This window comes from Pseudomonas sp. LLC-1 (assembly GCF_002992185.1).
GTDB lineage: Bacteria > Pseudomonadota > Gammaproteobacteria > Pseudomonadales > Pseudomonadaceae > Aquipseudomonas > Aquipseudomonas monteilii.
Genome location: NZ_LUVY01000024.1, coordinates 18107 through 41542 on the forward strand (window position 1 = coordinate 18107; position 23436 = coordinate 41542).

19 protein-coding genes are annotated in these 23436 nt (G+C 61.2%); 12 read left to right on the forward strand and 7 right to left on the reverse strand.

Annotated features, from left to right (window positions below):
* Positions 1-275 precede the first annotated feature (275 nt).
* From katG to A0O30_RS25635, 3 genes are all read left to right on the forward strand, one after another.
* Positions 276-2531, forward strand: coding sequence for a catalase/peroxidase HPI (katG, locus tag A0O30_RS25625; protein WP_060497104.1), 2256 nt, complete (start codon positions 276-278; stop codon positions 2529-2531).
* Between the two features lie 154 nt (positions 2532-2685).
* The gene (locus A0O30_RS25630) at positions 2686-3897 is read left to right on the forward strand and encodes a M24 family metallopeptidase (protein WP_105948552.1); all 1212 of its coding nucleotides are present in this window, start codon (positions 2686-2688) and stop codon (positions 3895-3897) included.
* A gap of 117 nt (positions 3898-4014) precedes the next feature.
* On the forward strand, positions 4015-5349 hold the full coding sequence (locus A0O30_RS25635) for an MFS transporter (RefSeq protein WP_016715688.1): 1335 nt from the start codon (positions 4015-4017) through the stop codon (positions 5347-5349).
* Between the two features lie 129 nt (positions 5350-5478).
* On the opposite strand, the gene A0O30_RS25640 is transcribed toward A0O30_RS25635, so the two are convergent.
* Positions 5479-6486, reverse strand: a complete 1008-nt coding sequence (locus tag A0O30_RS25640) for a GlxA family transcriptional regulator (RefSeq protein ID WP_105948553.1) — start codon at positions 6484-6486, stop codon at positions 5479-5481.
* A 181-nt stretch (positions 6487-6667) separates the two neighbouring features.
* On the opposite strand from A0O30_RS25640, the gene pssA reads away from it, so the two are divergent.
* A complete protein-coding gene (gene pssA / locus A0O30_RS25645; protein ID WP_105948554.1) occupies positions 6668-7996 on the forward strand; it encodes a CDP-diacylglycerol--serine O-phosphatidyltransferase in 1329 nt (442 codons plus the stop codon).
* Between the two features lie 14 nt (positions 7997-8010).
* On the opposite strand, the gene A0O30_RS25650 is transcribed toward pssA, so the two are convergent.
* Positions 8011-8976, reverse strand: coding sequence for a DMT family transporter (locus A0O30_RS25650; protein WP_105948555.1), 966 nt, complete (start codon positions 8974-8976; stop codon positions 8011-8013).
* 100 nt (positions 8977-9076) lie between these two features.
* On the opposite strand from A0O30_RS25650, the gene A0O30_RS25655 reads away from it, so the two are divergent.
* Together A0O30_RS25655 and A0O30_RS25660 are read left to right on the forward strand one after the other, a co-directional pair.
* Positions 9077-9985 carry a LysR substrate-binding domain-containing protein gene (locus A0O30_RS25655; RefSeq protein WP_105948556.1) on the forward strand — a complete coding sequence of 303 codons (909 nt, stop codon included), beginning with the start codon at positions 9077-9079 and terminating at the stop codon, positions 9983-9985.
* Between the two features lie 187 nt (positions 9986-10172).
* Positions 10173-11318: a GGDEF domain-containing protein gene (locus A0O30_RS25660; protein WP_177410314.1), complete on the forward strand. Its 1146-nt coding sequence runs from the start codon at positions 10173-10175 to the stop codon at positions 11316-11318.
* Positions 11319-11347: 29 nt separating this feature from the next.
* On the opposite strand, the gene A0O30_RS25665 is transcribed toward A0O30_RS25660, so the two are convergent.
* The 3 genes from A0O30_RS25665 to A0O30_RS25675 form a co-directional block, all read right to left on the reverse strand.
* Positions 11348-11668 (reverse strand): DUF2790 domain-containing protein, encoded by a 321-nt coding sequence (locus A0O30_RS25665; protein WP_105948558.1) that lies wholly within the window; start codon positions 11666-11668, stop codon positions 11348-11350.
* Between the two features lie 95 nt (positions 11669-11763).
* Positions 11764-13137: a nucleotide 5'-monophosphate nucleosidase PpnN gene (ppnN, locus tag A0O30_RS25670; RefSeq protein WP_105948559.1), complete on the reverse strand. Its 1374-nt coding sequence runs from the start codon at positions 13135-13137 to the stop codon at positions 11764-11766.
* A 148-nt stretch (positions 13138-13285) separates the two neighbouring features.
* Entirely contained in the window at positions 13286-14347 is a 1062-nt protein-coding gene (locus tag A0O30_RS25675) for a YeiH family protein (protein ID WP_105948560.1), read from the reverse strand.
* 111 nt (positions 14348-14458) lie between these two features.
* Between A0O30_RS25675 and A0O30_RS25680 the strand changes: the two genes are divergently transcribed.
* The gene (locus A0O30_RS25680) at positions 14459-15349 is read left to right on the forward strand and encodes a LysR family transcriptional regulator (protein WP_105948561.1); all 891 of its coding nucleotides are present in this window, start codon (positions 14459-14461) and stop codon (positions 15347-15349) included.
* Positions 15350-15412: 63 nt separating this feature from the next.
* Here the strand turns inward: A0O30_RS25680 and A0O30_RS25685 are convergent, their stop codons facing one another.
* Positions 15413-16423: an aldo/keto reductase gene (locus tag A0O30_RS25685; protein WP_105948562.1), complete on the reverse strand. Its 1011-nt coding sequence runs from the start codon at positions 16421-16423 to the stop codon at positions 15413-15415.
* 92 nt (positions 16424-16515) lie between these two features.
* On the opposite strand from A0O30_RS25685, the gene A0O30_RS25690 reads away from it, so the two are divergent.
* Complete coding sequence (locus A0O30_RS25690) at positions 16516-17412, forward strand: LysR family transcriptional regulator (protein WP_105948563.1); 897 nt, start codon at positions 16516-16518, stop codon at positions 17410-17412.
* A gap of 203 nt (positions 17413-17615) precedes the next feature.
* On the opposite strand, the gene A0O30_RS25695 is transcribed toward A0O30_RS25690, so the two are convergent.
* Entirely contained in the window at positions 17616-18620 is a 1005-nt protein-coding gene (locus A0O30_RS25695; protein ID WP_105948564.1) for a GntR family transcriptional regulator, read from the reverse strand.
* A gap of 301 nt (positions 18621-18921) precedes the next feature.
* Here A0O30_RS25695 and A0O30_RS25700 point away from each other — a divergent pair, with 301 nt between their 5' ends.
* The 4 genes from A0O30_RS25700 to A0O30_RS25715 all read left to right on the forward strand — a co-directional run bounded on the left by A0O30_RS25700 (position 18922) and on the right by A0O30_RS25715 (position 23429).
* Positions 18922-20283 (forward strand): amidase, encoded by a 1362-nt coding sequence (locus tag A0O30_RS25700; protein WP_105948565.1) that lies wholly within the window; start codon positions 18922-18924, stop codon positions 20281-20283.
* A 72-nt stretch (positions 20284-20355) separates the two neighbouring features.
* Positions 20356-21237 carry a polysaccharide deacetylase gene (locus A0O30_RS25705; protein WP_105948566.1) on the forward strand — a complete coding sequence of 294 codons (882 nt, stop codon included), beginning with the start codon at positions 20356-20358 and terminating at the stop codon, positions 21235-21237.
* A gap of 56 nt (positions 21238-21293) precedes the next feature.
* Positions 21294-22652, forward strand: a complete 1359-nt coding sequence (locus A0O30_RS25710) for an MFS transporter (protein ID WP_105948567.1) — start codon at positions 21294-21296, stop codon at positions 22650-22652.
* Positions 22653-22667: 15 nt separating this feature from the next.
* Complete coding sequence (locus tag A0O30_RS25715; protein ID WP_105948568.1) at positions 22668-23429, forward strand: SDR family NAD(P)-dependent oxidoreductase; 762 nt, start codon at positions 22668-22670, stop codon at positions 23427-23429.
* The last annotated feature ends 7 nt before the right edge of the window (positions 23430-23436 follow it).

Below are 23436 nucleotides of genomic sequence, written 5' to 3' on the forward strand. Positions count from 1 at the left end.
TGTGCCGGCCAACGCCTGACAGAGCCAGCCTATCACCCCCTAACAGCCACTCTATTAGAAGTCTGCCCAAGCTCGGCTAGTCTTTCCCCTGGCCCCGCGAATTCCGCGAGGGGGCGGTGTGTCAGCACCTGCGTGCAAGACCGCACCGGCCCGCCGTGACAGCTTCGCAAGCCCCGTGTAGACCTGATGAGGGGTAGCACGAGCCCACACGCTCGGCTGAAAGAACACCTGGCATAGACCGGAAATCTGGATAACCGACCCAAAGGTACCCGCAGATGTCGAACGAATCGAAATGCCCGTTCCATCAAACCGCAGGTGGCGGCACCACCAACCGTGACTGGTGGCCTGACCAGCTCAACCTGAGAATTCTTCACCAACATTCGTCCAAGTCCAGCCCTGACCCGGACTTCGATTACGCCAAGGCGTTCAAGAGCCTGGACTTCCAGGCCCTGAAAAAAGACCTGACCGCCTTGATGACCGACTCGCAGGACTGGTGGCCCGCTGACTTCGGCCACTACGGCCCGCTGTTCATCCGCATGGCCTGGCACAGCGCCGGTACCTACCGCATTGGCGATGGCCGGGGTGGCGCCGGCTCGGGCCAGCAGCGTTTCGCCCCGCTCAACAGCTGGCCGGACAACGTCAGCCTGGACAAGGCCCGGCGCCTGCTGTGGCCGATCAAGCAAAAGTATGGCAACAAGATTTCCTGGGCCGACCTGATCGTGCTTACCGGCAACGTCGCTCTCGAATCCATGGGCTTCAAGACGTTCGGCTTCTCGGGCGGGCGCGCCGATGTGTGGGAGCCCGATGAAGACGTGTACTGGGGTTCGGAAAAGGTCTGGTTGGGGGGCGATACCCGCTACGGCAAGGACCAGGTCAAGGCCCAGCCGCCAGGCCAGGGCGACCTGGTGGCCGAGCCGGCCAAACATGGCGAAGAGCAGAACCGCGACCTGTCGGCCGAGCGCAACCTGGAAAACCCGCTGGCCGCCGTGCAGATGGGCCTGATCTACGTGAACCCGGAAGGGCCGGAAGGTAACCCCGACCCGGTGGCTTCGGGCAAGGACATCCGCGAGACCTTCGGCCGCATGGCCATGAACGACGAAGAAACCGTGGCGCTGATTGCAGGTGGCCACGCCTTCGGCAAAACCCACGGTGCCGGCCCCGCCGACAACGTCGGCCCCGAGCCTGAAGCCGCAGGCCTTGAACTGCAGGGCCTGGGCTGGGCGAACACGTTCGGCAGCGGCAAGGGCGGTGATGCCATCACCAGCGGGCTGGAGGTGATCTGGACGTCGACCCCGACGAAGTGGAGCAACGAGTACCTCAACAACCTGTTCAACTTCGAGTGGGAGCTGACCAAAAGCCCCGCGGGCGCTCATCAGTGGCGGCCAAAAGAAGGCAAGGGCGCAGGCACCGTACCGGATGCGCACGACCCGGGGAAAAAGCACGCACCGTCCATGCTGACCTCCGACCTGGCGCTGCGCTTCGACCCGATCTACGAACCGATCGCCCGCCGCTTCAAGGACAACCCCGAGCAGTTGGCGGATGCGTTCGCCCGCGCCTGGTACAAGCTGATCCACCGCGACATGGGCCCGCTGGCGCGTTACCTGGGCCCGGAAATGCCCAATGAAGAGCTGCTGTGGCAGGACCCGTTGCCCAAAGCTGAGGCATCCACTGTCAGTGAACAAGACATTGCGGCCCTCAAGGCCAAGGTTTTAGCGTCGGGCTTGAGTGTGGGCGAGCTGGTTTCCACCGCTTGGGCATCGGCCTCGACCTTCCGTGGCTCCGACAAGCGCGGTGGTGCCAATGGCGCCCGCTTGCGCCTGGCGCCGCAGAAGGGCTGGGCTGCAAACCAGGGTGTAGACAAGGTGCTGGCGGCGCTGGAGAAGATTCAGGCCGACTTCAACAATGGCGGTAAAAAGGTCTCGATGGCCGACCTGATCGTGCTGGCAGGTACCGCCGCCGTTGAAAAGGCCGCCAAGGATGCCGGCTACAGTGGCAGCGTTGGGTTCCGCCCGGGCCGTGTCGATGCGTCCCAGGCGCAGACCGATGTCGAATCGTTTGCCGTGCTGGAACCGTTGGCCGATGGTTTCCGCAACTTCACCAAGGCTCGCTACAGCGTCAAGGCCGAGAAGCTGTTGCTGGACAAGGCCCAGTTGCTGACCCTGACCGCACCGGAGCTGACCGTGCTGATCGGTGGCCTGCGCGTGCTGGGCGCCAACCATGGCGGCAGCAAGCAGGGCGTGTTCACCGACAAGCCCGGCACCTTGAGCAATGACTTCTTCCGCAACCTGCTGGACATGGGCGTGGAATGGAAGGCGACTTCGGCAGACAACGAAAGCTTCGAAGGCCGCGATCGCAAGACGGGGCAGGTGAAGTGGACCGGTAGCCGGGTTGACCTGGTGTTTGGTTCGCATGCCCAGTTACGGGCGTTGAGTGAGGTGTATGGCAGCAGTGATGGGGGGGACAAGTTCGTCCGGGACTTTGTGGCCGCGTGGCAGAAGGTCATGGAGCTGGACCGCTTTGACCTGAAGTAGCAGTGTTTCCGGGGGCGCATCGCGCCCCCTTTGCAGTGGCCATCCCGCCAATTCCAGGTCGGATAGATACAAAAGCGTCCTCGTCGGTTCTGTTGCAATGCTTCTCAGGCGGCAAGCCTGAACAGCGTGCTCACAACGACAAGGAACCCCGACCATGCAAATGCCCAAGACCCTGAAAATCCGCAATGGCGACAAGGTGCAGCCAACCTTCTCGGCCCAGGAATATGCGGCCCGCCATGCCCGGCTGCGGGCCTACATGGACGAGCAGGACATCGAAGCGGCGATCTTCACGTCGTACCACAACGTCAACTACTACAGCGATTTTCTCTACTGCTCGTTCGGCCGCCCCTATGCACTGGTGATCACCCAGGACAAGGTGGTCTCGATCAGTGCCAATATCGACGGCGGGCAACCCTGGCGGCGCACGGTGGGCACTGACAACATCGTCTACACCGACTGGCAGCGCGACAACTTCTTCGTCGCCATCCAGCAGGCCCTGCCGCTGGCCTCGCGCATCGGCGTGGAACATGACCACCTCAACCTGCAGAACCACGGCAAGCTCGCCGCTTGCTACCCCAAGGCCGAGTTGGTAGACATCGGTGCACCCTGCATGCGCATGCGCATGATCAAATCGGCCGAGGAGCAGGCGCTGATTCGCCATGGCGCGCAGGTGGCCGATATCGGCGGTGCGGCGGTGGTAGAGGCGCTGCGCGATCAAGTGCCTGAATATGAAGTGGCATTGCATGCCACCCAGGCGATGGTACGGGAAATTGCCAGGCGCTTCCCCGATGCCGAGCTGATGGACACCTGGACCTGGTTCCAGTCCGGGCTCAACACCGACGGTGCGCACAACCCGGTAACCAGCCGCCGCGTGGGCAAGGGTGAAATCCTCAGCCTCAACTGCTTCCCGATGATCGCTGGCTACTACACCGCGCTGGAGCGCACACTGTTCCTCGACCACTGCCCGGACGAGCACCTGCGCCTGTGGCAGGCCAACGTCGAGGTACACGAGGCCGGCTTGAAGCTGGTACGTCCGGGCATGCGCTGCAGCGATATCGCCCGTGAACTGAACGAGATTTTCCTGCGCCACGACCTGCTGCAATACCGCACCTTCGGTTATGGCCACTCGTTCGGCACCTTGAGCCACTATTACGGCCGCGAAGCCGGGCTGGAGCTGCGCGAAGACATCGACACGGTGCTGGAGCCGGGCATGGTGGTGTCGATCGAACCGATGATCATGCTGCCTGAAGGGCGACCGGGGGCAGGTGGGTATCGCGAGCATGACATCCTGATCGTCAACGACAGCGGCGCCGAGAACATCACCAAGTTCCCGTATGGGCCGGAGCACAACATCATTCGCAAGTAAGCACCGTTGGTGCCTCGTCGCGGCTTCAGCCGCGACGAGGCCAGCCCAGACAACAAAAAAATCACTGTATGACCACCAGACCCTGCCTCCAATTAAAAGAACCAGAGGGTACCCGTCATGTCCAGCACCACACTTGACCCATCCACCGTCGACGGCCCCGCGCTCAGTGCCGAACGCCAGGCCCTGCGCAAGGCCGCCCGGGCCAGCTTCATGGGCAACTTCGTCGAGTGGTTCGACTACGCCGCCTACGGCTACCTGGCCACCATCATCGCCGCCACCTTCTTCCCGCAAACCGACAAGACCACCGGCTTGCTGGCCACCTTTGCAGTGTTTGCCCTGTCGTTCCTGGTGCGGCCACTGGGCGGCATTGTCTGGGGCCATTTCGGCGACCGTCATGGCCGGCGCAACGCACTGTCGTGGTCGATCCTGATCATGTCGGTATCCACCTTTTGCATTGGCCTGTTGCCCGGTTATGCGCAAATCGGCCTGTGGGCACCCTGCCTGCTGTTGCTGATCCGCCTGGTGCAGGGCTTTTCGGCTTCGGGCGAATACGCCGGTGCCGCCGCGTTTCTGGCTGAATACGCCCCGCCTGGCCGGCGTGGCTTGTACACCAGCATCGTGCCGGCCAGCACGGCAGCGGGGTTGCTGTTTGGTGCGGCATTCGTGGCGGTACTGCACGAGCTGCTCAGCAGCGAAGCCCTGCATGAATGGGGCTGGCGGCTGCCGTTCCTGCTGGCGGCGCCGTTTGGCCTGGTGGGGCGGTATATCCGCATGAGCCTGCAGGACACCCCCAAGTTTCTGGAGATGGAGCAGCGCCTGGAAAACAAAGCCTGCATGGCGCGGGCGCCAATACGCGAGCTGATGAGCCAGCACCGTCGCAGCCTGGGCATCGGCATTGGCGTTACCTGCCTGAACGCCGTGGCGTTCTACCTGCTGCTTAGCTACATGCCGACCTACCTGTCCACTGAAATGGGCATGAGCGAGCGGGATTCGTTCATTGCCTCGACGGTGTCGCTGGCCACCTATATCGGCTTGATCTTCCTGATGGGGCGTTTGTCCGACCAGTTTGGCCGCAAGACCATGCTGGTGGTGGCGTCGCTGTTGTTCCTGGGGCTGACCGTGCCGTTGTTCCGCCTGCTCGATGGGCAGCCGCTGGTGGTGATCCTGGCGATCCAGATTTGCTTCGGGGCGATACTGGCGATGAACGACGGGACCTTGCCGTGCCTGCTGGCGGAGATTTTCCCGACCCGAGTACGTTTCAGTGGCTTTGCCCTGAGCTTCAATCTGGCCAACGCGCTGTTTGGCGGGACTGCGCCGTTCATTGCCACCTGGCTGATACAGGTGACGGGCAGCAAGCTGGCACCGGCGGGGTATTTGCTGGCGGCGGCACTGGTGGCGCTGGTGGCTATGCTGATGTGTCGGGAGACGGCCCACTCGGCTCTGGAGGATTGATCAGCCTGTACTGGCCCTATCGCCGGCAAGCCAGCTCCCACAGGTACAACACAGGTCCTGAAACCGGTGGAGACCTTGTGGGAGCTGGCTTGCCGGCGATAGGGCCGGTGCGAAAAACACAGCTTTGAATCAATGCAAAGAGGCCTGCCGCCGCTCCCCCAGCGGCGACAACCCGAAGAATCGGCTATAGCTCTTGGAAAAATGCGCCGGCGAACTGAACCCGCAAGCCAGTGCCACTTCACGCACCTGTACATCGCTGCGCAGCAGCAACTCCCGCGCCCTCGACAGCCGTAACTCCAGGTAATACTGGCTGGGCGTACGCTGCAGGTACTTGTGAAACAGCCGCTCCAACTGGCGCACGGTCACTTCATTGAGGCTGGCCAGCTCTTCCAGCCCCAGCGGTTCTTCCAGGTTGGCTTCCATGATCGCCACCACCTGGCTCAGCTTGGGTTGGGCGCTGCCCAACAGGGTGCGCAGCGGCACCCGCTGGCGCTCGCGCTCGCCACGCATGCGGTCGCACAGCAACAGCTCGGCAGCCTTGGCCGCGATGTCCTGGCCGCCAACCTCGCGGGCCACCAGTTGCAGCATCATGTCCATGGCTGCCACACCGCCCGAGCAGGTATAGCGGTCGCGGTCCAGTTCGAACAGCTGGCTGGAGATCACGATGCCGGGGAAGTGTGCCTGCAATGTCGGCAAGTCTTCCCAGTGGATGGTGCAGCGGTAGCCCTTTAGCAGCTCGGCCTTGGCCAGCAGGTAGCTGCCGGTACAGATACCGCCCAAAGGCATGTGTTGGCGGGCCAGCTGGCGCAACCAGTCGATCAACGGGCGGTTACCACGACTACGGTCGATGGGGTTGGCACCCACCACCAGCAGGGCATCCAGTGCGGGCGCGTTGGCGATGCTGTAGTCGGGCAAGACGCGCATGCCGTTGCTGGCCGTCACTGGCGCATCGTCTGCTGCGATGAGCACACTGCGAAACAGTGGCTTGCGCGCGGCCAGGTTGGCCATGCGCAAGGTTTCTACCGCCGAGGCCAGGCCGATGGTGGTGAAATTGGGCAAAATCAGAAAGCCGAAGGTCTTCGCGGAACAACTCTTTACAATAGACGGCGATGGGGTTGCAGAAGCGGGGTGGACCATTGCGCTGTTCCTGTGCAAGCTGAGGCATAGTTCGTCAGGGGCAGTGAGAAAATACAGCCTCGCGTGGTTCTTGTTGTTATAGGTCGTTGCCGGGTCGATCTTACACCCCCGGCGCAGCGACCAGGAATGGCCCCGCCGGCTGGCAGGGCCGACAGTGATTGCACAGAGAAGGTGATCGTTCGTGAACCCCGAATCCATGCTGGCGGCATTGCCAGGCTACGCCATGTCGCCCGAGTCGATCCAGGTGCTGCCCGATGCCAAGGCCTACCGCGCCTGCCTGTTCGAGCGCATCCGCGCTGCAACCCGGCGCATCGTCATCGTTGCGTTGTACTTGCAGGAAGACGAGGCCGGCCAGGAAGTGCTGGATGCCTTGTACCAGGCCAAGGCCGAGCGGCCGGGCCTGGAAATTACCATCGTGGTCGACTGGTTCCGTGCCCGCCGTGGCCTGCTCGGGGCCGGTCGCCAGCCGGGTAACGCCGCCTGGTACCAGGCTCAGCGCCAGTTGCGCGGGCTGGATATCGTCATTCACGGGGTGCCGGTGCAGACCCGCGAGTTGTTTGGTGTGTTGCACCTGAAGGGCAGCATCATCGACGACTGTGTGATCTACACCGGCGCCAGCCTGAACAACGTGTACCTGCACCGCTTCGACCGTTATCGCCTGGACCGCTATCACCTGTTCCAGTCGCCGGCGCTGGCCGACGCCATGGTCGGCCTGGTCGGGCGCCTGCTGCACCACACCGCCACACCGCGCCTCGACTTGCCCGCACCACCCGCCACCCGTAGCCTGCGCGGCGACATCCGGCGCTTGCGTGCGCGGTTGCGCCGCATGGCGTACGAGGCACCGGCCGCCGTGCCTGGGGAGGGGTTGCGGGTGGTGCCACTGTTGGGCGTGGGCCGTGGCAACCCGTTGAACCGGGCGCTGTGTGCCCTGCTGGCGGCGGCGCGCACGCACATCATCATCAGCACGCCGTATTTCAACCCGCCACGGGTGGTGATGCGCGAGCTCGATCATGCGCTGGAGCGGGGCGTGCATGTTGAGCTGATCGTGGGTGACCGCACGGCCAACGACTTCTACATCGCCCCCGGTGAGCCGTTCAGTGCCAGTGGCGCTTTGCCTTATCTGTATGAAGACAACCTGCGAGCCTTCGCCCGGCGCCGCCACGCGGCCATTACCCGTGGCCAGCTGGAAGTGCGGATCTGGAACGATCCCGGGCATACCTTCCACGCCAAGGGCGTGTGGGTCGACCAGCGCTATTCGCTGCTGACCGGCAACAACCTGAACCCGCGCGGGTTCAACCTGGACCTTGAGAACGGCCTGCTCATCGATGACCCACAGGGGCAGTGGCTGGCGCCACGGGCAGCGGAGTTGAACGAACTGCGCCGGTACGCGCCAAAAATCGGCTCTGCAGCGGCGCTGGGGGTGAAGGCCGAACATCCCAAGGAAGTACGCAAGTTTCTGCGCCGGCTGCGCTTTAGCCGGCTGGAGCCGTTGATCAAGCGTGTGCTCTGAGGTTTGCCGGGGCGTCAGGCCGCAGCTTTGGCCTTCTCGGCCGAGGCTGCCTCGGCCTGCTTCTTGCTCCGAGGGTTGAGCTGCGACACCGCGAACAGCACCACCGCCAGCCCGACGACCTGATACAGCGAAATGTCTTCACTCAGAATCGCCCACGACGCCAGTACTGTCAGCACAGGCCCGAGGTTGCCCACCGCTGCCGTATGGGTAGGCCCCAGCCGCTGGATCGCCAGCGCCACCCAGTAGATTGGCAACACCGTGGAAAACACGGCCATCAATCCGGCATTGGCCCACACCGCGCCCGGCAGCTGCCACAACTGCCCCACCGGTGCCACCAGCAGGTAATGCGTCAGCACCATGAGTGAAGACGCAGTGCCGCACAGCCCGGCCAGGCGCATCGAGCCCATACGCTTGAGCATCATCCCGGTGCCCGAGTAATAGAGCGCGTAAGTTACCGCACTGGCGAACACCCACAGCGAGCCGAGCACCACCTGGCTGCCAGCCCCGGCGACGCTGACGTCGTGGACAAAGGCGATGCCAAGCCCCAGGTAGCAGAGGCCCATGGCAGACAAGGTGCGCAGGCTTGGTCGCTCACGCAGGGCGATGGCCTGGAACACCAGCACCAGGGTCGGGTAAGTGAACAGTATCAGCCGTTCCAGCCCGGCACTGATGTACTGCAAACCATAGAAATCGAAAAGGCTGGCCAGGTAGTAGCCGAGCAGCCCAAGCAAGGCGACCCGTAACCCGTCACCCAGGTTGAGTGGCGAGCTGCCCTGAGTGCGGCTGGCCCATACCAGCCAGGCAAACAGCGGCAGTGACAGCCCCATGCGCATTGCCAGCAAGCTGATGGCGTCCACGTGGCCCGCCGCATAGGCGAGTTTGACGAAGATGGCCTTGAAGCTGAAACCCAGTGCCGCCAGCACGGCGTAGAGGGCACCACTTTGCAACTGGCGCTGGATCAGGCTGCGTAATGCGTTCATGGGGGGCTCGCGGCAGAAAATGACAGGGTTATTCTGAACAGAAGGCGCACGCGCTAGAATCGCTTTTTTTCGAACAGGGTGTTCGTTTCTGGAGAAGGCTATGCCGTTCGACCTGACGGATCTGCGTCTGCTGCTTGCCATCGCTGCCACGGGCAGCCTGAGCAAGGCGGCTGCGACTTTCCCGGTGGCTGTGTCGGCCGCCAGCAATCGTTTACGGCTGCTGGAAGAGCGCTGCGGGCTGGCGCTGTTCGTCCGCAATGCCGGTGGCATGCAACTGACGCCTTCCGGGCGGTTGGTGCTTGAGGGGGCACGCGGTGTGCTTGCCGAAGCGCAGAAATTGCAAGGCACCTTGAAAGAACTTTCGGGTGAGCGCCGAATCACGTTGCGCCTGGCGGCGTCCACCGTTACCAACAGCACGTTGTTGCCCGCCGTGTTGGGGCCGTTTCTGGCGGACTACCCGGAAGTCGACCTGCAACTGGTGGAGCACAAGAGCGTGGACGTGCTGCGGGTGGTGATTGCCAACGAGTGCGAGATCGGTGTGTATGACGGCATCCTGAACAGTGAGGGGGTGGTGTCGTTGCCGTTTCGCACCGAGCGGCTGGTGACGCTGGTGCCCACCGGCCACCCACTGGCCGGGCGCGAGCAGTTACGCCTGGTCGATGCCTTGGGCTTTGCGTTCATCTGCCTGCCGGGTGAGCGGCCGATGCAGCGTTTTGTCGAGGAAATGGCGATGAAGCTGGCCATGCCCCTCAAGGTGCGGGTGCGTGCGCCGAGTTTCGAAGCAATTGCCCAGTTGGTCGCGCAGCGTGCAGGCGTCGCCATGCTGCCTGAAACCGCCGCCGTGCGCGCCGAGCAAGAGCTGCCTGTGCGCCGGGTAGCCTTGGCCGAAAGCTGGGCCACCCTTGAGCTTCGCTTGTGTTTCCGTGACTGGGAGCGCCTGAGTTCCCACGGGCGGCAACTGGTAAGTTTTCTCTCCGGGCTTGAAGCGGGCGAGCGTGCTGCGATTTGAGTGGTGCGCACGGTGGCTTGATGCCAATATGATATTACTTGGGCGCGGCCATCGACAGGGGCTGGGCTATCATTTGCAGGCAACCGTGCAAGGCCCCCTCTGAAAAGTCATCACGAGCGCATACAATCGGGCCTTTTCTTCGTTAACCAGATAGGCCAATGCGTATATGGCGCTAGATCCACCCACGATGCTGACCATCTCGGTCGCCCTGGCAGCAGCTGCTGCGTTGTACCTGGCGATTGAGTGGCGCAGCGTCCGCGAAACCTCTTTGCTGTTCTGGAGTGCAGGTTTTGCCACCATTACTGTCGGCTGTGTTCTGGCCTTGCTACGCGGGATCGGCTTGCTGTTCATCGGCATCTGGTTCGCCAATGGCTTGTTGGTGGTTGCGCACTGGTTTTTCCTGATGGGCGTGTTGCGTTTTACCCAGGACCGTTTGTCGCGGGCCTGGTTATTGGTCGTGGTCGTGTGGTTCGCCTTGCTTTTGCTGCCCGTGGGGCCGCAGTGGTCGAAGGTGATGTTGATGGTCAACTCGCTGTTGGTGGCTGCGCTGACGCTGAAGGCCAGCTTCCTGTTGCGGCCGCACGGCAAGTCGCTGAGCGTGGGGGCGGTGCAGCTGCGTTATGTGTTGCTGCTCCACGGGCTGTTCTACGTGGCCAAGGCGGTCATTGCGATCACGCCGGGCACCTTGATTGACCTGGCCACCTTTGGCGGGCTGATCATTCAGATTTCCCTGGTCGAGGGGGCGATGGCGATCATGCTGATTGCCTTGTCGATGACCGGCACCGTGCGTTATCGACGCGAGGAGCGGATTGCCCGGCTGGCCGCGCGCGACCCGTTGACTGCGCTCTACAACCGCCGCGCGCTGGAAGTGCGGGCCGGGCATTTCTTCAAGGAAGTGAGCCCGGCTCAACCCGGGGCCTTGCTGCTGATCGACATCGACAACTTCAAGCTGGTCAACGACCTTCACGGGCATATCGCGGGTGATCGCTTACTGATTGCCCTGAGCGAACTCATTCGCACGGTACTGCCCGAGCGCTCGCTGGCAGCGCGTTTGGGCGGTGATGAATTCGTCATCTTGCTGTGCGGGGCGAGCAGTGAGCGGGTCATGGAGTTGGGTGGGCTGTTGCGTGAACAGTTCCAGCAGTACGCCAGCAAGACCGTGCCTACACCGCAGGCGGTCACCTTGAGCATCGGTGCCAACCTGTTCGACCAGCCACCGGCCAGCCTGGCGGCATTGATCGAACAGGGGGATGTGGCGTTGTACCAGTCCAAACGCAGTGGGCGGGACAGTATCCGGTTTGTCGAACGGCCTATGGCCGACCTCAGTCAGTAGACTGCGCGTGGAAGCAGGAGCAGCAACAGCTATTTGTTGTTGATGCACTGTGACTGCGCGCTGTAGCGAATGGTCTGCAAGCGCCCCTGGCTGTCTTCAAAGGTCATCAGCTTTGGCGTAATGGCGCAATTTCTGGGGTCGCCGGACTGCCGCACGAAACTGGCAATGTCCAGTTTCATACCATAGCGATAGTCCTCGACAGTGGGCATCGGCTTGCCGGCCTTGGCCGCATAAACCGAAACCGCCTGTTGGTGTTCAGCCAGCAGTTGCTCGGTACGGTTATCGGAAAAGGCCTGCGCTTGGCCAGCCAGCAACAGCAGCAATACGCCGCCAGACAAGAAGCTTTTCATCGTCGAACCTCTGTAGGTCAGTCATCTCGCACTCAGGCTATCGATGGCCAACCCACAGGGGCATGACGGCAAACTTACATTTCAGAAAGGGTCGGTCAGGTCGCCACCTGGTAGCACGGCACATACGCTGCGCCGCCAGGCAGCTTCATCCGGTGCTGGTCGACGAAGGCCTGCAACAGCCGGCCCAGTGGGTCCAGTACGGCGCTATCGCCGTGGATCTGATACGGCCCGTGTTCCTCGATCAGGCGGATGCCCTTGTCCTTGACGTTGCCAGCGACAATGCCGGAAAACGCCCGGCGTAGGTTGGCTGCCAGTTCATGGGGCGGCAGCTCGCGGCGCAGGTCCAGCTCGGCCATGGCCTGGTGGGTCGGGTCGAACGGGCGCTGGAAGCTCTCCTCGATCTTCAGCAGCCAGTTGAAGTGGAAGGCGTCGTTGCGCTCGCGGCGGAACTGCTTGACCTCTTTGAGCCCTTCGACCATGTGCCGGGCAACTTCCGCCGGGTCGTCGATAATGATTTCGTACAAGCAGTGCGCTGCCTCGCCCAGAGTGGCGCCGACGAAGGCATGCAACTGCTGCAGGTAAGGCTCGGCACTGCGCGGGCCGGTGAGTACCACCGGGAACGGCAGGTCGTGGTTGTCCGGGTGCATGAGGATGCCCAGCAGGTACAGGAACTCCTCAGCCGTGCCGGCACCGCCTGGGAAGATGATGATGCCGTGGCCGACACGTACGAAGGCTTCCAGGCGCTTCTCGATGTCCGGCAGGATCACCAGTTCATTGACGATAGGGTTGGGCGCTTCGGCGGCGATGATGCCCGGTTCGGTCAGGCCCAGGTAACGGCTGCCGTGCATGCGCTGCTTGGCGTGGGCGATGGTGGCGCCCTTCATCGGCCCCTTCATCACGCCAGGGCCGCAGCCGGTGCACACGTCCAGTTTACGCAGGCCAAGCTCGTGGCCGACCTTCTTGGTGTACTGGTATTCCTCGGTGCTGATCGAGTGGCCGCCCCAGCACACCACCATTTTCGGCTCCACGCCCGGGCGCAGGGTGCGCGCGTTGCGCAGCAGGTGGAAAACGTAGTCGGTGATGCCCTGGGAGCTTTCCAGGTCGATGCGCTGGCTGGCCAGTTCGCTTTCGGTGTAGACGATATCGCGCAGGGCGCTGAACAGCATTTCACGGGTGCTGGCGATCATTTCGCCATCGACGAAGGCGTCGGCCGGGGCATTCAGGAGCTCCAGGCGGACACCGCGGTCCTGTTGGTGGATTTTTACCTCGAAGTCCTTGTAGGCCTCAAGGATGGTCTTGGCATTGTCGACATGGGCGCCGGTGTTGAGGATGGCCAGGGCGCACTGGCGGAACAGGGTGTAAAGGCTACCGGTACCGACTTCACTCAGTTGCTGCACTTCACGTTGTGACAGCGTTTCCAGGCTGCCTTTGGGGCTGACGGATGCATTGATGACATTGCGTTGAGGCATCTAAGTCTTTCCTGTGCGGGTAAAACATCCTTCTTTGACAACACCATACCGAGAAATGTGGGCGGCAACGAGAGGGCTGGTGAAAAAGCTTGAGACCGGGTTGGCTTCTTCGCGTGTTTACCCGCGAAGAAGCCAACCCGGTCTCAAGTCAGCCCAACAGCTTCTGCACGCCGAGTGTAATCGCCAAACCACCCCCGACCAGCCACAGGTTGAGAATTGCCCCGGTAGCCAGCGCCTTTGGCCCAGCCTGGCGGATCTGGCTGAAGCGGGTTTCCATCCCCAGCGCGGTCATGGCCATGGTCAGGGCAAAGGTGTCCAGGCTGTTCACCGCCTGGGTCACGCTACCAGGCAGCACCTGCAACGAGTTCACCAACACCAGGGCCAGGAAGCCGAAGGCGAACCAAGGCATGGCGATACGCCCATTGCCCTGCGCCTGGCCGGTTTTGCGCGAACGGCTGATCCATAGGCCTACCACCAGCAGTACCGGCACCAGCAACATTACCCGGGTCATCTTGACGATGGTTGCGATATGGGTGGCTTCAGGGCTTACGTTACTGGCGGCGCCAACTACCTGGGCCACTTCATGAATAGTGCCACCCAGAAACAACCCTGCACCCATCGTGTCGAGGTGCAGCCAGCCGGCGTTGATGGCCAGCGGGTACAGGAACATCGACAAGGTGCCGAACAGCACCACGCTACCGACTGCCATGGCGCTCTTGTGCGGGGCACTGCGCAGTGCCGATTCGAAGGCCAGCACTGCAGCGGCGCCGCAGATGGCGCTACCGGCGGCCGTCAGCAAGGCGGTATCGCGGTCCAGCTTGAACAGTTTCATGCCGCACCACAGGCCGATCAGCAGCGTGCTCGCTACCACCAGCAGCGACACGATCAGCCCCGACCAGCCGACTTCGGCGATCTCCTGCAGGCTGACGCGCAGGCCAAAGAAGGCCACGGCGATGCGCAACAGGCCGCGCGCAGAAAAGTTGATACCCGCCGCCCAGCTAGCCGGTACGCCGTCACGCAGTGCGTTGCCATACAGCGCACCGGCGACAATACCGACGATCAGCGGGCTGATGCCCAGATTGGCGATGGCGGGCATGGCGGCCAGCTGAGTGACCGCGAGCGCGAACAACGCGACGAACAGGATGCCATTGAGCCGCCCTCGGGTAGAGAGGGTAGGTGCAAAAGCAGGGTTGGACGGAACCGTGGCCATGTGAGTCCTCCGGAAAGGTGTTTCGACAAGGCCTACGTTAATCTGGTTATAAGCTTATAAAAAATCGTAATTTAGGATGGCAAATATCCGAATAGCTGATATTTTTCATTCATGACCCCAGAACAGCTGATAACGTTCGCCACCGTTGCCGAGCATGGCAACATCAGCCATGCGGCCCAGGCCCTGCATCTGTCGCAGCCGGCTGTGTCCGGCCAACTCAAGCTGTTGCAGGAGGCGTTTGGCGAGCCGCTCTATCAACGTGCCGGCCGTGGTGTGCGGCTGACGGCGGCTGGCGAGCAACTGCTGGCCCATGCCGAGCGCCTGCGTGAAACCTTTCGTCAGGCGCAGGCGCTGCGCGAAGCCATGCGCGGGCTGGAGCGCGGGACCTTGCGCATCGGTGCCAGCACCACGCCGGCCAGCTACCTGCTGCCTTACCTGATTGCCGATTTCCACGGGCGCTATCCAGACGTGCTGGTCACCACTTCACATGGCAACACGGCGGAAATTGTTGCCGCCCTGGACAGTGTCGATATTGCCCTGATCGAAGGCCCGCCAGGACAGGAGCTGCCGCTGGGCACGGAAGTGACGGCGTGGCGTGAGGACGAGATCGTGGCCATCGTGCCGCGTGGCCACCCCTTGGCTGACAGTGATCAGCAGACCCTGGCGTCACTGGGCGCCTGCCCATTGGTGCTGCGCGAAAGCGGCTCGGGTGTGCGGCAAATCGTCGAGCGGGCGTTTGCCCGTGAGGGGGTGGCGATGCGCGTGGCGCTGGAGATTGCCGGGGTGGAAGGGGTGAAGGAGGCGGTGCGGGCCGGGATGGGGGTTGGCTTTGTGTCGGCGATGTCCATTCGCCATGAAGATGGGGCGCTGCACCGGCTGCAGGTTACGCCGCAGGCGCTGGTGCGTCGGTTTTCCATTCTGGTGCCGCATGCGGCTACCCCGTCACGGGCGGCCGCGCGGTTTCTTGAGTTGTGTGTTGGCAGGCAACATCAACTCAACTGAAATACAGGCTTCATAGCGGCAACAACATTCTCATCCCGGCGTTAGAGGGCTGCCGACATTCGATCAAGCCACACTGGTGGGTACGTTGGTACCCATGCCTTGAGGTAGATAGGGGGCTATTTCTTGTATTTCAGCCTCGCTGAGATAAACCCTGGTGGCGTCTAACAAACCATCCACTTGGCTGGGGCGGCGTGCGCCTACGATAGCTCCGGATACCGCGGGGTTACGCAGAACCCAGGCGATCGCTACAGCCGCCGCACCGACCCCGTGCCTGGCACCGATATCTGCCATGACGTCTACCAAAGCGAGGTTCTTGCTCAGGCGAGGTTCCTGGAAGTCCGCGCTGCGCGTTTTTCGCCAGTCGTCATCGGGCAGTTGTGCAATTCGCTCGCGGCTCATGCTTCCCGTCAATAGGCCAGATTGCAACGTTGAGTAAGCAATGACACCTACCTGCGACGCTGCACAATAAGGCAGGATTTTCGTCTCTACATCGCGCATGAGTGCGGAGTAGGGCGGTTGAAGGGAGGCGATGTCAGTGACTGATCGCGCTCGCTCAAGCTGTATGACATCGAAGTTCGATACTCCAATTGCCCTGATTTTGCCCTGTGCCTTCGCCTTGGCCAACGCTGCGACAGCATCCTCGATGCCCCCGCTATCCCCATCTGCAGGAAAAGCTGGCCAGTGAATCTGATAGAGGTCGATTACCTCTACCTGTAAGCGACGCAGGCTGTCCTCGATTTCTGTCATCAATGACTGGGGGGAGAGTGAATGGGAGATCTCACGGGTCGTCGAATCCCACACCAGGCTGCCCTTGGTAAAGACAAGCGGGCGACGCGATGGGGGTATCTGGCGCAGCAATTTCCCAGTCAGCGTCTCGGCATGGCCAAGTCCGTATACTGCTGCTGTGTCGATCCAGTTCACGCCTCGCTCTACCGCGAACTCCAGGGCAGCGAGGCTATCGCCGTCATCCTGAGCCCCCCAGCTGTACTCCCACCCTTGCCCTGCAATGGCCCAAGTGCCCATTCCGATTGGTGAAATCAGCAAGTCGGATGTACCTAACCGATTCTTTTGCATGGAAACCTCACGTCGATGAATCAGCAAAGTATCCTTCCAGTGATTGGCAACGATAAGATGGGTAATTGTGTTTGAGCTGCTGAATTTTTTTCATGAAAAATCCTTGCGACTTATCCGATCTGGACGCGTTTGCCGCTGTGGCTCGCCACCAAAGTTTTCGAAAAGCAGCGGACGAGCGAGGGGTATCCGCTTCGGCGCTGAGCCATGCAATGCGTACATTGGAGGGCAAGCTGGGTGTAAGGCTCCTCAACCGCACCACGCGTAGCGTGACCCCTACCGAAGCAGGCCACCAACTGCTGGCCACGTTGATCCCCGCTTTGGCCGATGTCGCTGAAGCCTTGCATCAGCTGACCTCCAGGCAGGAAATCCCCACGGGCACATTGCGATTGAATGTATCGCGACCTGCTGCTCGCCTCGTTATCGCGCCATTACTTGCGCCATTTACGGCTGCCTACCCACGTGTCAACGTGGAGTTGGTGACTGACGATGGGTTGAGCGACATCGTGGATAAGGGCTTCGATGCGGGTGTGCGTTTCGGCGAAAGCCTCGCTGGGGACATGATTGCTGTCCCGGTCGGATCCCCCCAGGCATTCGTCACCGTCGCTTCTCCTCGCTATCTCTTGAGTCGCGGAACACCGGAAACACCCCAGATGCTGCTTGAGCACGCTTGCATTGGCAGGCGCTTTCCCAGCGGGAAACTATACAAGTGGGAGTACCTGGCTGAGGGGCAGCCGATTCGCCTGGCAGTCTCGGGGCCGTTGATACTTGAGGATGACACGTTGATGATCCAGGCCGCGAAGGACGGTGCTGGAATTGCCTACGTGTATGAGGAGATGGCAAGGGAATATATCGCTCAAGGGCATTTGGTAGAGCTTCTGAGTGGCTGGAAGGCCCTCCCTGAAAAGTTTTTCATCTACTACCCCAGTCGGCGTCACGTACCGCCACCGCTGCAGGCATTGATCGAGTTTGCACGCCTGCCGCAGTCCTGACGGCGAAGAGAAAGACACAGGCTTCATGCACCCGAACGCTCAAAGAGCCAATCGAGGCAGCAGATCGAGCCATCACAGTCGGGGATTTCGACAACCTGATGACGGTGTGAACGCTGAGATTTCTCGCAGGGTGACCAGGCGTTCATGCTTGACCGCAGCGTGTTGCCTGAGGGTGCTTAGCCGCCTGTGCCGACCCATCCCGGTCATGCCATGCGCTGGAGGTAACCGGGTACTTGTGGCTCGGGCAGCACGGAGAGCACCTTGAGGCGTTGAAGGGTTCGCTCGCGAGCTTTCAGAATGTGGTCGCGCAGGCAAGAACAGGCTGACTCTACCGTTCCGTAAAGCAAGGCTTCAAAGATCAAGCGGTGTTCAATCAGCATCGCTTCGTCATTGCTGGTGTGCAGTGCTTCGTGCAGTACTCGCCCGACGTTCATGGGGATCTGGCACTGGCGAATCACGGCTGCCATTCGGGTATTGCTCACCCCGGCAATGCAGGTTACATGCAGGTCCTGTTCAAGCTGCTCAATGTCGGCCCGCTGGACGTGTCGACCTGCCTCCTGGGCCGTGATGATGCGCTTCAACATGCTTTCAAGTTCGCTGCGAGGCACATGCTCGATGCCCTGTCGCAAGGCGTCGGGCTCCAGCAGTATGCGCAACTCGTAGTCCTGCTTTACCGCCTGGGCCGTCAATGGCCCGGCCAGCCATTGGGCGTACGGCTCTTTTTCCACCAGGCCCTTGTCACGCAGCCGCATCAATGCTTCCCGGACAACGTTTCTGCTGACGTTCAGTTCTTGCGCTGCAGTCTGCTCATCGATGCGGTAATGGCCGAACACCATGAAGCGGATAACCGTCTCGGCAAGGTGGTCGTAGATGCGCTCGCCCAGCGGGCGATAATCGATAAGGTCTTCCTGAGGTTCGAGGCCAAGCAGCTTGCGCGTCAGGGGCACCCGAAGCGGGGCCTCGCAGGTGCCCTCGGGGTCGATCAGAAAGCCCCGTCCATCAAAGCGGCGGATAAGGCCTTCGTCGTGAAGAAGGTTGAGTGCCTGGCGCACAGGTACACGGCTTGTGCCGAACAGCTCCGCCAAAGGCCCTTCTACCAGAACCAGCCCGGGAATCGCCTGCCCGCCGAGGATCGCTTCGCGCAGTGTATTGCGGATTGTCTCGTAGCGTGAGGCCGTACGCTCTTCCATTGGCTGTGTCGCTGACATCAAGGCTGTTCTCATCAAGCGTGACGGGTAAGTTTCTCATAAGTGAGGCGAGATGTGATCGCGCGCCGGTAACAGCTGCGTGGTCGTTTTTGGGGCAGGCTGTTACCAAAAATCCCAAAATGGATCATTTTAATAAACATACATTTTACGAGCCAGCCGAGCGTCTGATTGGTTGCTTGCGCCTGTCGCCCTAGTGCCAGAGCGCTCCGATGATTTTCCGCAATCTGCGTTTGAAGACTTGGCACGGTCGATGCTTTTACAAATGTATGTATTTATAAAATGTACATTTTAGAGGCCGATCATGTTTACCGATGCCCACGCCATGGCCCGGAAATTTGCCGATGGAACGTCCGACCCGCTCAGGGCCCTTGAGGACACACTGCAGGCGTCACAGGGGGTACCTGCTGCGTTCATTCGCATGAGTGAAGAGCGAGCGCGGCGTGAAGCGGCTGCTGCCCAGAAACGTTGGCAAGCAGGGCAACCCTTGTCCCTGTTCGATGGCGTTCCGCTAGCCTGGAAAGACCTCTACGACCTGGCTGGCTGCGTAACGACTGCCGGCGCGAAAGTACGCCTGTCCAACCCGCCTGCCATGTGCGATTGCGCGCTGGCAACGGCACTGAGCCGTGGCGGCCTGGTAAGCATCGGCAAAACCAACCTGAGCGAACTGGCCTACTCGGGCCTGGGGCTCAATCCTCATTTCGGCACCCCTGGGAACCTTGATTCGAACGGTCAGATGCGCGCTCCCGGGGGATCGTCATCGGGCTCCGCTATCGCTGTTGCGCAGGGTGTTGTGCCTATCGCGATGTCTACTGACACCGCAGGCTCGATACGTGTGCCGGCGGCTTTCAATGGCCTGGTGGGTTATCGAAGCAGTGGCAAGCGATATTCGTTCGTGGGTGTCACGCCACTTGCACGCTCACTGGACGCCCTAGGCCCAATTACCAACAGCGTTCGTGATGTCATCGCTGTCGACAACCTGTTGCTTGGCGATCCGTGTGGCCTGCCATTGGACGCGCCAGGACTGCCTGTCGCCGGGTTGAGACTGTGTGTCGATAGTGAGCTGCTCGACGATCCGCGCATTCAACCAGAGGTGAAGGCCAACCTGCTTGCGGCAGTTGCTCGCCTGGCATCGGCAGGTGCGGTGGTCGAGTACAAACAAGTGATGGCATTCACGCAAGCGCTGGATGCCATCGAGCACATCGGTTGGCTTGGCAGCGCAGAGGCCTTTGCCCTGCACCAGGGGCTTCTGGATAGCCCCGATGCCGAGCAGCTTGATCCTCGTGTGCGCCAGCGGCTGGAGGCTGCCCGAGCGTTCCCGGCGAGCCAGCAGGTTCGCCTGTATCAAGCCGCTGATGCATTGAAACAACAGATTGCACGTGAGTTGGACGGCGCATTCCTCATCACCCCAACCGTGGCGCACGTAGCGCCACTGCTCGCGCCCCTGGAACAGGACGCGAAGCTGTTTGCGCTCACCAACCTGGCAACGCTTCGGTTGACCATGCCGGGCAGCATGCTGGACATGCCAAGCGTTGCGATGCCAAGCGGGACGGGGGAGGCGGGGATGCCTACCAGCCTGCTTGTTTCCAGCTTCAGTGGCGATGACGTGCGGTTACTGCGTGCTGCCTTGGCCATCGAGCCTCATGTTCGAGGCGTTGAACGATAACTGCTCGAAGCGCGGGCGGTGCATGCCTGCAATTGATTGAACAACTACATGAATAGCAACGAGGTTTAGAGAATGGCGAAAGAAATTCTTGTATCCATTGGCGTTGATGTCGATGCGGTAGCGGGTTGGCTCGGTTCCTATGGCGGGGAGGATTCGCCAGACGATATTTCCCGTGGTCTTTTTGCCGGTGAAGTGGGCGCGCCACGCCTGCTCAAGCTTTTTGAAAAGTACGACCTGCGGACAACCTGGTTCATCCCGGGACACTCGGTAGAAACCTTCCCCGAACAAATGAAAGCGGTGGCGCAGGCCGGCCATGAAATTGGCATTCATGGTTATAGCCATGAAAACCCGATTGCAATGACCCCGGAGCAGGAAGAAGCCGTTCTGGACAAGTCGATCGAAATCATCACCCGGCTGGCTGGCAAGCGACCCACCGGTTATGTGGCGCCATGGTGGGAGTTCAGCAATGTCACCAACGAATTGCTGTTGAAGAAGGGCATCAAGTACGACCACAGTTTGATGCACAACGACTTCCATCCTTATTACGTTCGGGTCAAGGACAGCTGGACAAAGATTGACTACAGCCAGCACCCGGACACGTGGATGAAACCATTGGTGCGTGGTGAGGAGACCGACCTGGTTGAAATCCCGGCCAACTGGTACCTCGATGACCTGCCGCCGATGATGTTCATCAAGAAATCACCTAACAGCCACGGCTTCGTAAACCCTCGGCACCTGGAAGAGATGTGGCGCGATCAGTTTGACTGGGTGTACCGCGAAAATGACTACGCGGTTTTCCCGATCACCATCCACCCCGATGTTTCCGGCCGCCCTCAAGTGTTGCTGATGTTGGAGCGTTTGATTGAGCACATGCAAAGCCATGCCGGCGTGAAGTTCGTCACCATGGATGAAATCGCTGACGACTTCATCCGGCGTCACCCGCGCAAGCGTTAAGCCCTCAGTACGGTCCGCACGTTACATAAGTGCAACATAAAAAGAGACATGCCGATATGACCACTACGCAAGCCACAGCAGTGACGCCCGTCACTGAGTCCGGGGCATGGAAACCGGTGCAACTGGAATCCAGAGATGTCAGATATGCGACTTGGATTGCCTTCTTTGCTTGGGTTTTTGCTGTTTACGACTTCATCTTGTTTGGTACTTTGTTGCCGGTCATGGGGGGGCATTTCACCTGGAGTGAGGCCGAGCAGGCGGAGATCGCCACCTGGGTTGCGGTCGGCGGCGCGGTAATCGCGTTCGTGGTAGGCCCACTGGTTGATCGCATCGGCCGACGTGGCGGCATCATCCTCACCATTGGCGGTACGGCGTTGTGCTCGGCCCTGACCGCAGTGTGCGCCGGCATGGGCAAGGTACCCTTGATTGCGGTGCGCTCTGTCGCCGGCCTTGGCTATGCCGAGGAGGGCGTCAACGCGACCTACCTGACAGAGGTGTACGCGGCCTCGACCGACCCCAAGCTGATCAAGCGCCGGGGCTTCGTATACAGCCTGGTACAAAGTGGCTGGCCGGTGGGCGCGCTGATTGCGGCTGGCCTGACTGCGCTGCTGCTGCCACACATTGGCTGGCAGGGTTGCTTCATCTTTGCCGCCATACCTGCTCTGGTTGTCGCGGTGCTGGCTCGCAAGCTCAAGGAAAGCCCGCAGTTCCAGGTTCACCAGCGTATCAGCCAGTTGCGCAAGGCAGGTGATGACGATGCTGCGCGCAGCCTGGCGCGCGAATACCACGTGGATTACGACGAACATGCCAAGGCGGGTGTTGCTGCGGCGTTTCGCGGAGTTGCATTGCGCCCGACCGTAGTATTGAGCCTGGCAATCCTGCTCAACTGGTCGGCCATTCAGGTGTTCAGTGTTCTGGGTACGTCGGTCATCGTCAGTGTTCACCAACTGTCGTTCCAGAACTCTCTGTGGATCCTGGTGTTGTCGAACCTGGTTGGTTTTATCGGCTACCTGTTCCACGGCTGGCTCGGTGACCGGCTTGGGCGTCGTAACACCGTAGCCCTTGGCTGGATGTGCGGTGGCGTGGCGTTCTTCGCCATGCTGCAGGCGCCCAGCCAGCTCACTACCGTGGTCGCGCTGTACAGCCTGGGTTTGTTCTTCCTTACCGGCCCTTACTCGGCCATGTTGTTCTTCATGGGCGAAAGTTTCCCCACCAGTATTCGCGCCACGGGCGGCGCGATTGTGCATGCCATGGGGCCTATCGGCGCCATCGTTGCCGGGTTGGGGATTACCAGCGTGCTGACGACCGGTGGCGAATGGCACAGCGCTGCACTGTGGTTTGGTGCATTGCCTTGCTTCCTGTCGGGTGTGGTGATGTTTGCCGCCCGCCACGTAGAACCCCATTCCGTAAAGTAAACAGGAGCGTCAACCATGTCTCAACCTGTTGCGTTGATCACCGGGGCCGCCAGCGGCATTGGTGCAGCGGTTGCAGTTGCCTTTGCCAGGAAAGGTGTTCGTGTGGTGGGGGGCTATCTGGCAGGCGGCCCGCATGATCCTGCGTACACACAACGCAGGGTCGAGGAAGCCGGTGTCGAGTGTTTGATGATGCCGATGGATGTCACCGACAGTACTTCTGTCGATGCAATTGCTGGCGCCGCATTCGATCGCTTCGGCCGACTTGACTATGCCATTGCCAACGCCGGGCTTTTACGCAAGGCGCCGCTCATGGAGATGTCCGATGAGCAGTGGAATGAAATGCTCGATGTCGACCTGACCGGTGTTATGCGCACCTTCAGGAGTGCAAGCCGCTACATGGGCGAAGGTGGCGCGATGGTCGCGATCTCGTCGATTGCCGGTGGCGTGTATGGCTGGCAAGACCATAGCCATTATGCGGCTGCCAAGGCGGGTGTGCCGGGCCTTTGCCGCTCGCTTGCGGTGGAACTTGCGGCAAGGGGAATCCGCTGCAACGCCGTTATCCCAGGCCTCATTGAAACCCCGCAATCGCTCGACAGCAAGAACTCGCTGGGCGCGGATGGCTTGGCCAAGGCGGGTAAAGGTATCCCGCTGGGGCGCGTCGGCCGGGCCAGCGAAGTGGCTGATCTGGTTTGCTACCTGAGCGGCAGCGAGTCGAGCTACATCACCGGGCAGAGCATCATCATCGATGGCGGCCTGACGGTCCGCTGGCCTGAATAACGTTTCA

What these genes read in the sequence shown, in the direction of transcription:
- katG (WP_060497104.1), top strand. Translation starts at nt 276, where the DNA reads ATGTCGAACGAATCGAAATGCCCGTTCCATCAAACCGCAGGTGGCGGC.
- A0O30_RS25630 (WP_105948552.1), top strand. Translation starts at nt 2,686, where the DNA reads ATGCAAATGCCCAAGACCCTGAAAATCCGCAATGGCGACAAGGTGCAG.
- A0O30_RS25635 (WP_016715688.1), top strand. Translation starts at nt 4,015, where the DNA reads ATGTCCAGCACCACACTTGACCCATCCACCGTCGACGGCCCCGCGCTC.
- A0O30_RS25640 (WP_105948553.1), bottom strand. Translation starts at nt 6,486, where the DNA reads ATGGTCCACCCCGCTTCTGCAACCCCATCGCCGTCTATTGTAAAGAGT.
- A0O30_RS25650 (WP_105948555.1), bottom strand. Translation starts at nt 8,976, where the DNA reads ATGAACGCATTACGCAGCCTGATCCAGCGCCAGTTGCAAAGTGGTGCC.
- A0O30_RS25655 (WP_105948556.1), top strand. Translation starts at nt 9,077, where the DNA reads ATGCCGTTCGACCTGACGGATCTGCGTCTGCTGCTTGCCATCGCTGCC.
- A0O30_RS25660 (WP_177410314.1), top strand. Translation starts at nt 10,173, where the DNA reads ATGCTGACCATCTCGGTCGCCCTGGCAGCAGCTGCTGCGTTGTACCTG.
- A0O30_RS25665 (WP_105948558.1), bottom strand. Translation starts at nt 11,668, where the DNA reads ATGAAAAGCTTCTTGTCTGGCGGCGTATTGCTGCTGTTGCTGGCTGGC.
- ppnN (WP_105948559.1), bottom strand. Translation starts at nt 13,137, where the DNA reads ATGCCTCAACGCAATGTCATCAATGCATCCGTCAGCCCCAAAGGCAGC.
- A0O30_RS25675 (WP_105948560.1), bottom strand. Translation starts at nt 14,347, where the DNA reads ATGGCCACGGTTCCGTCCAACCCTGCTTTTGCACCTACCCTCTCTACC.
- A0O30_RS25680 (WP_105948561.1), top strand. Translation starts at nt 14,459, where the DNA reads ATGACCCCAGAACAGCTGATAACGTTCGCCACCGTTGCCGAGCATGGC.
- A0O30_RS25685 (WP_105948562.1), bottom strand. Translation starts at nt 16,423, where the DNA reads ATGCAAAAGAATCGGTTAGGTACATCCGACTTGCTGATTTCACCAATC.
- A0O30_RS25690 (WP_105948563.1), top strand. Translation starts at nt 16,516, where the DNA reads ATGAAAAATCCTTGCGACTTATCCGATCTGGACGCGTTTGCCGCTGTG.
- A0O30_RS25695 (WP_105948564.1), bottom strand. Translation starts at nt 18,620, where the DNA reads ATGTCAGCGACACAGCCAATGGAAGAGCGTACGGCCTCACGCTACGAG.
- A0O30_RS25700 (WP_105948565.1), top strand. Translation starts at nt 18,922, where the DNA reads ATGTTTACCGATGCCCACGCCATGGCCCGGAAATTTGCCGATGGAACG.
- A0O30_RS25705 (WP_105948566.1), top strand. Translation starts at nt 20,356, where the DNA reads ATGGCGAAAGAAATTCTTGTATCCATTGGCGTTGATGTCGATGCGGTA.
- A0O30_RS25710 (WP_105948567.1), top strand. Translation starts at nt 21,294, where the DNA reads ATGACCACTACGCAAGCCACAGCAGTGACGCCCGTCACTGAGTCCGGG.
- A0O30_RS25715 (WP_105948568.1), top strand. Translation starts at nt 22,668, where the DNA reads ATGTCTCAACCTGTTGCGTTGATCACCGGGGCCGCCAGCGGCATTGGT.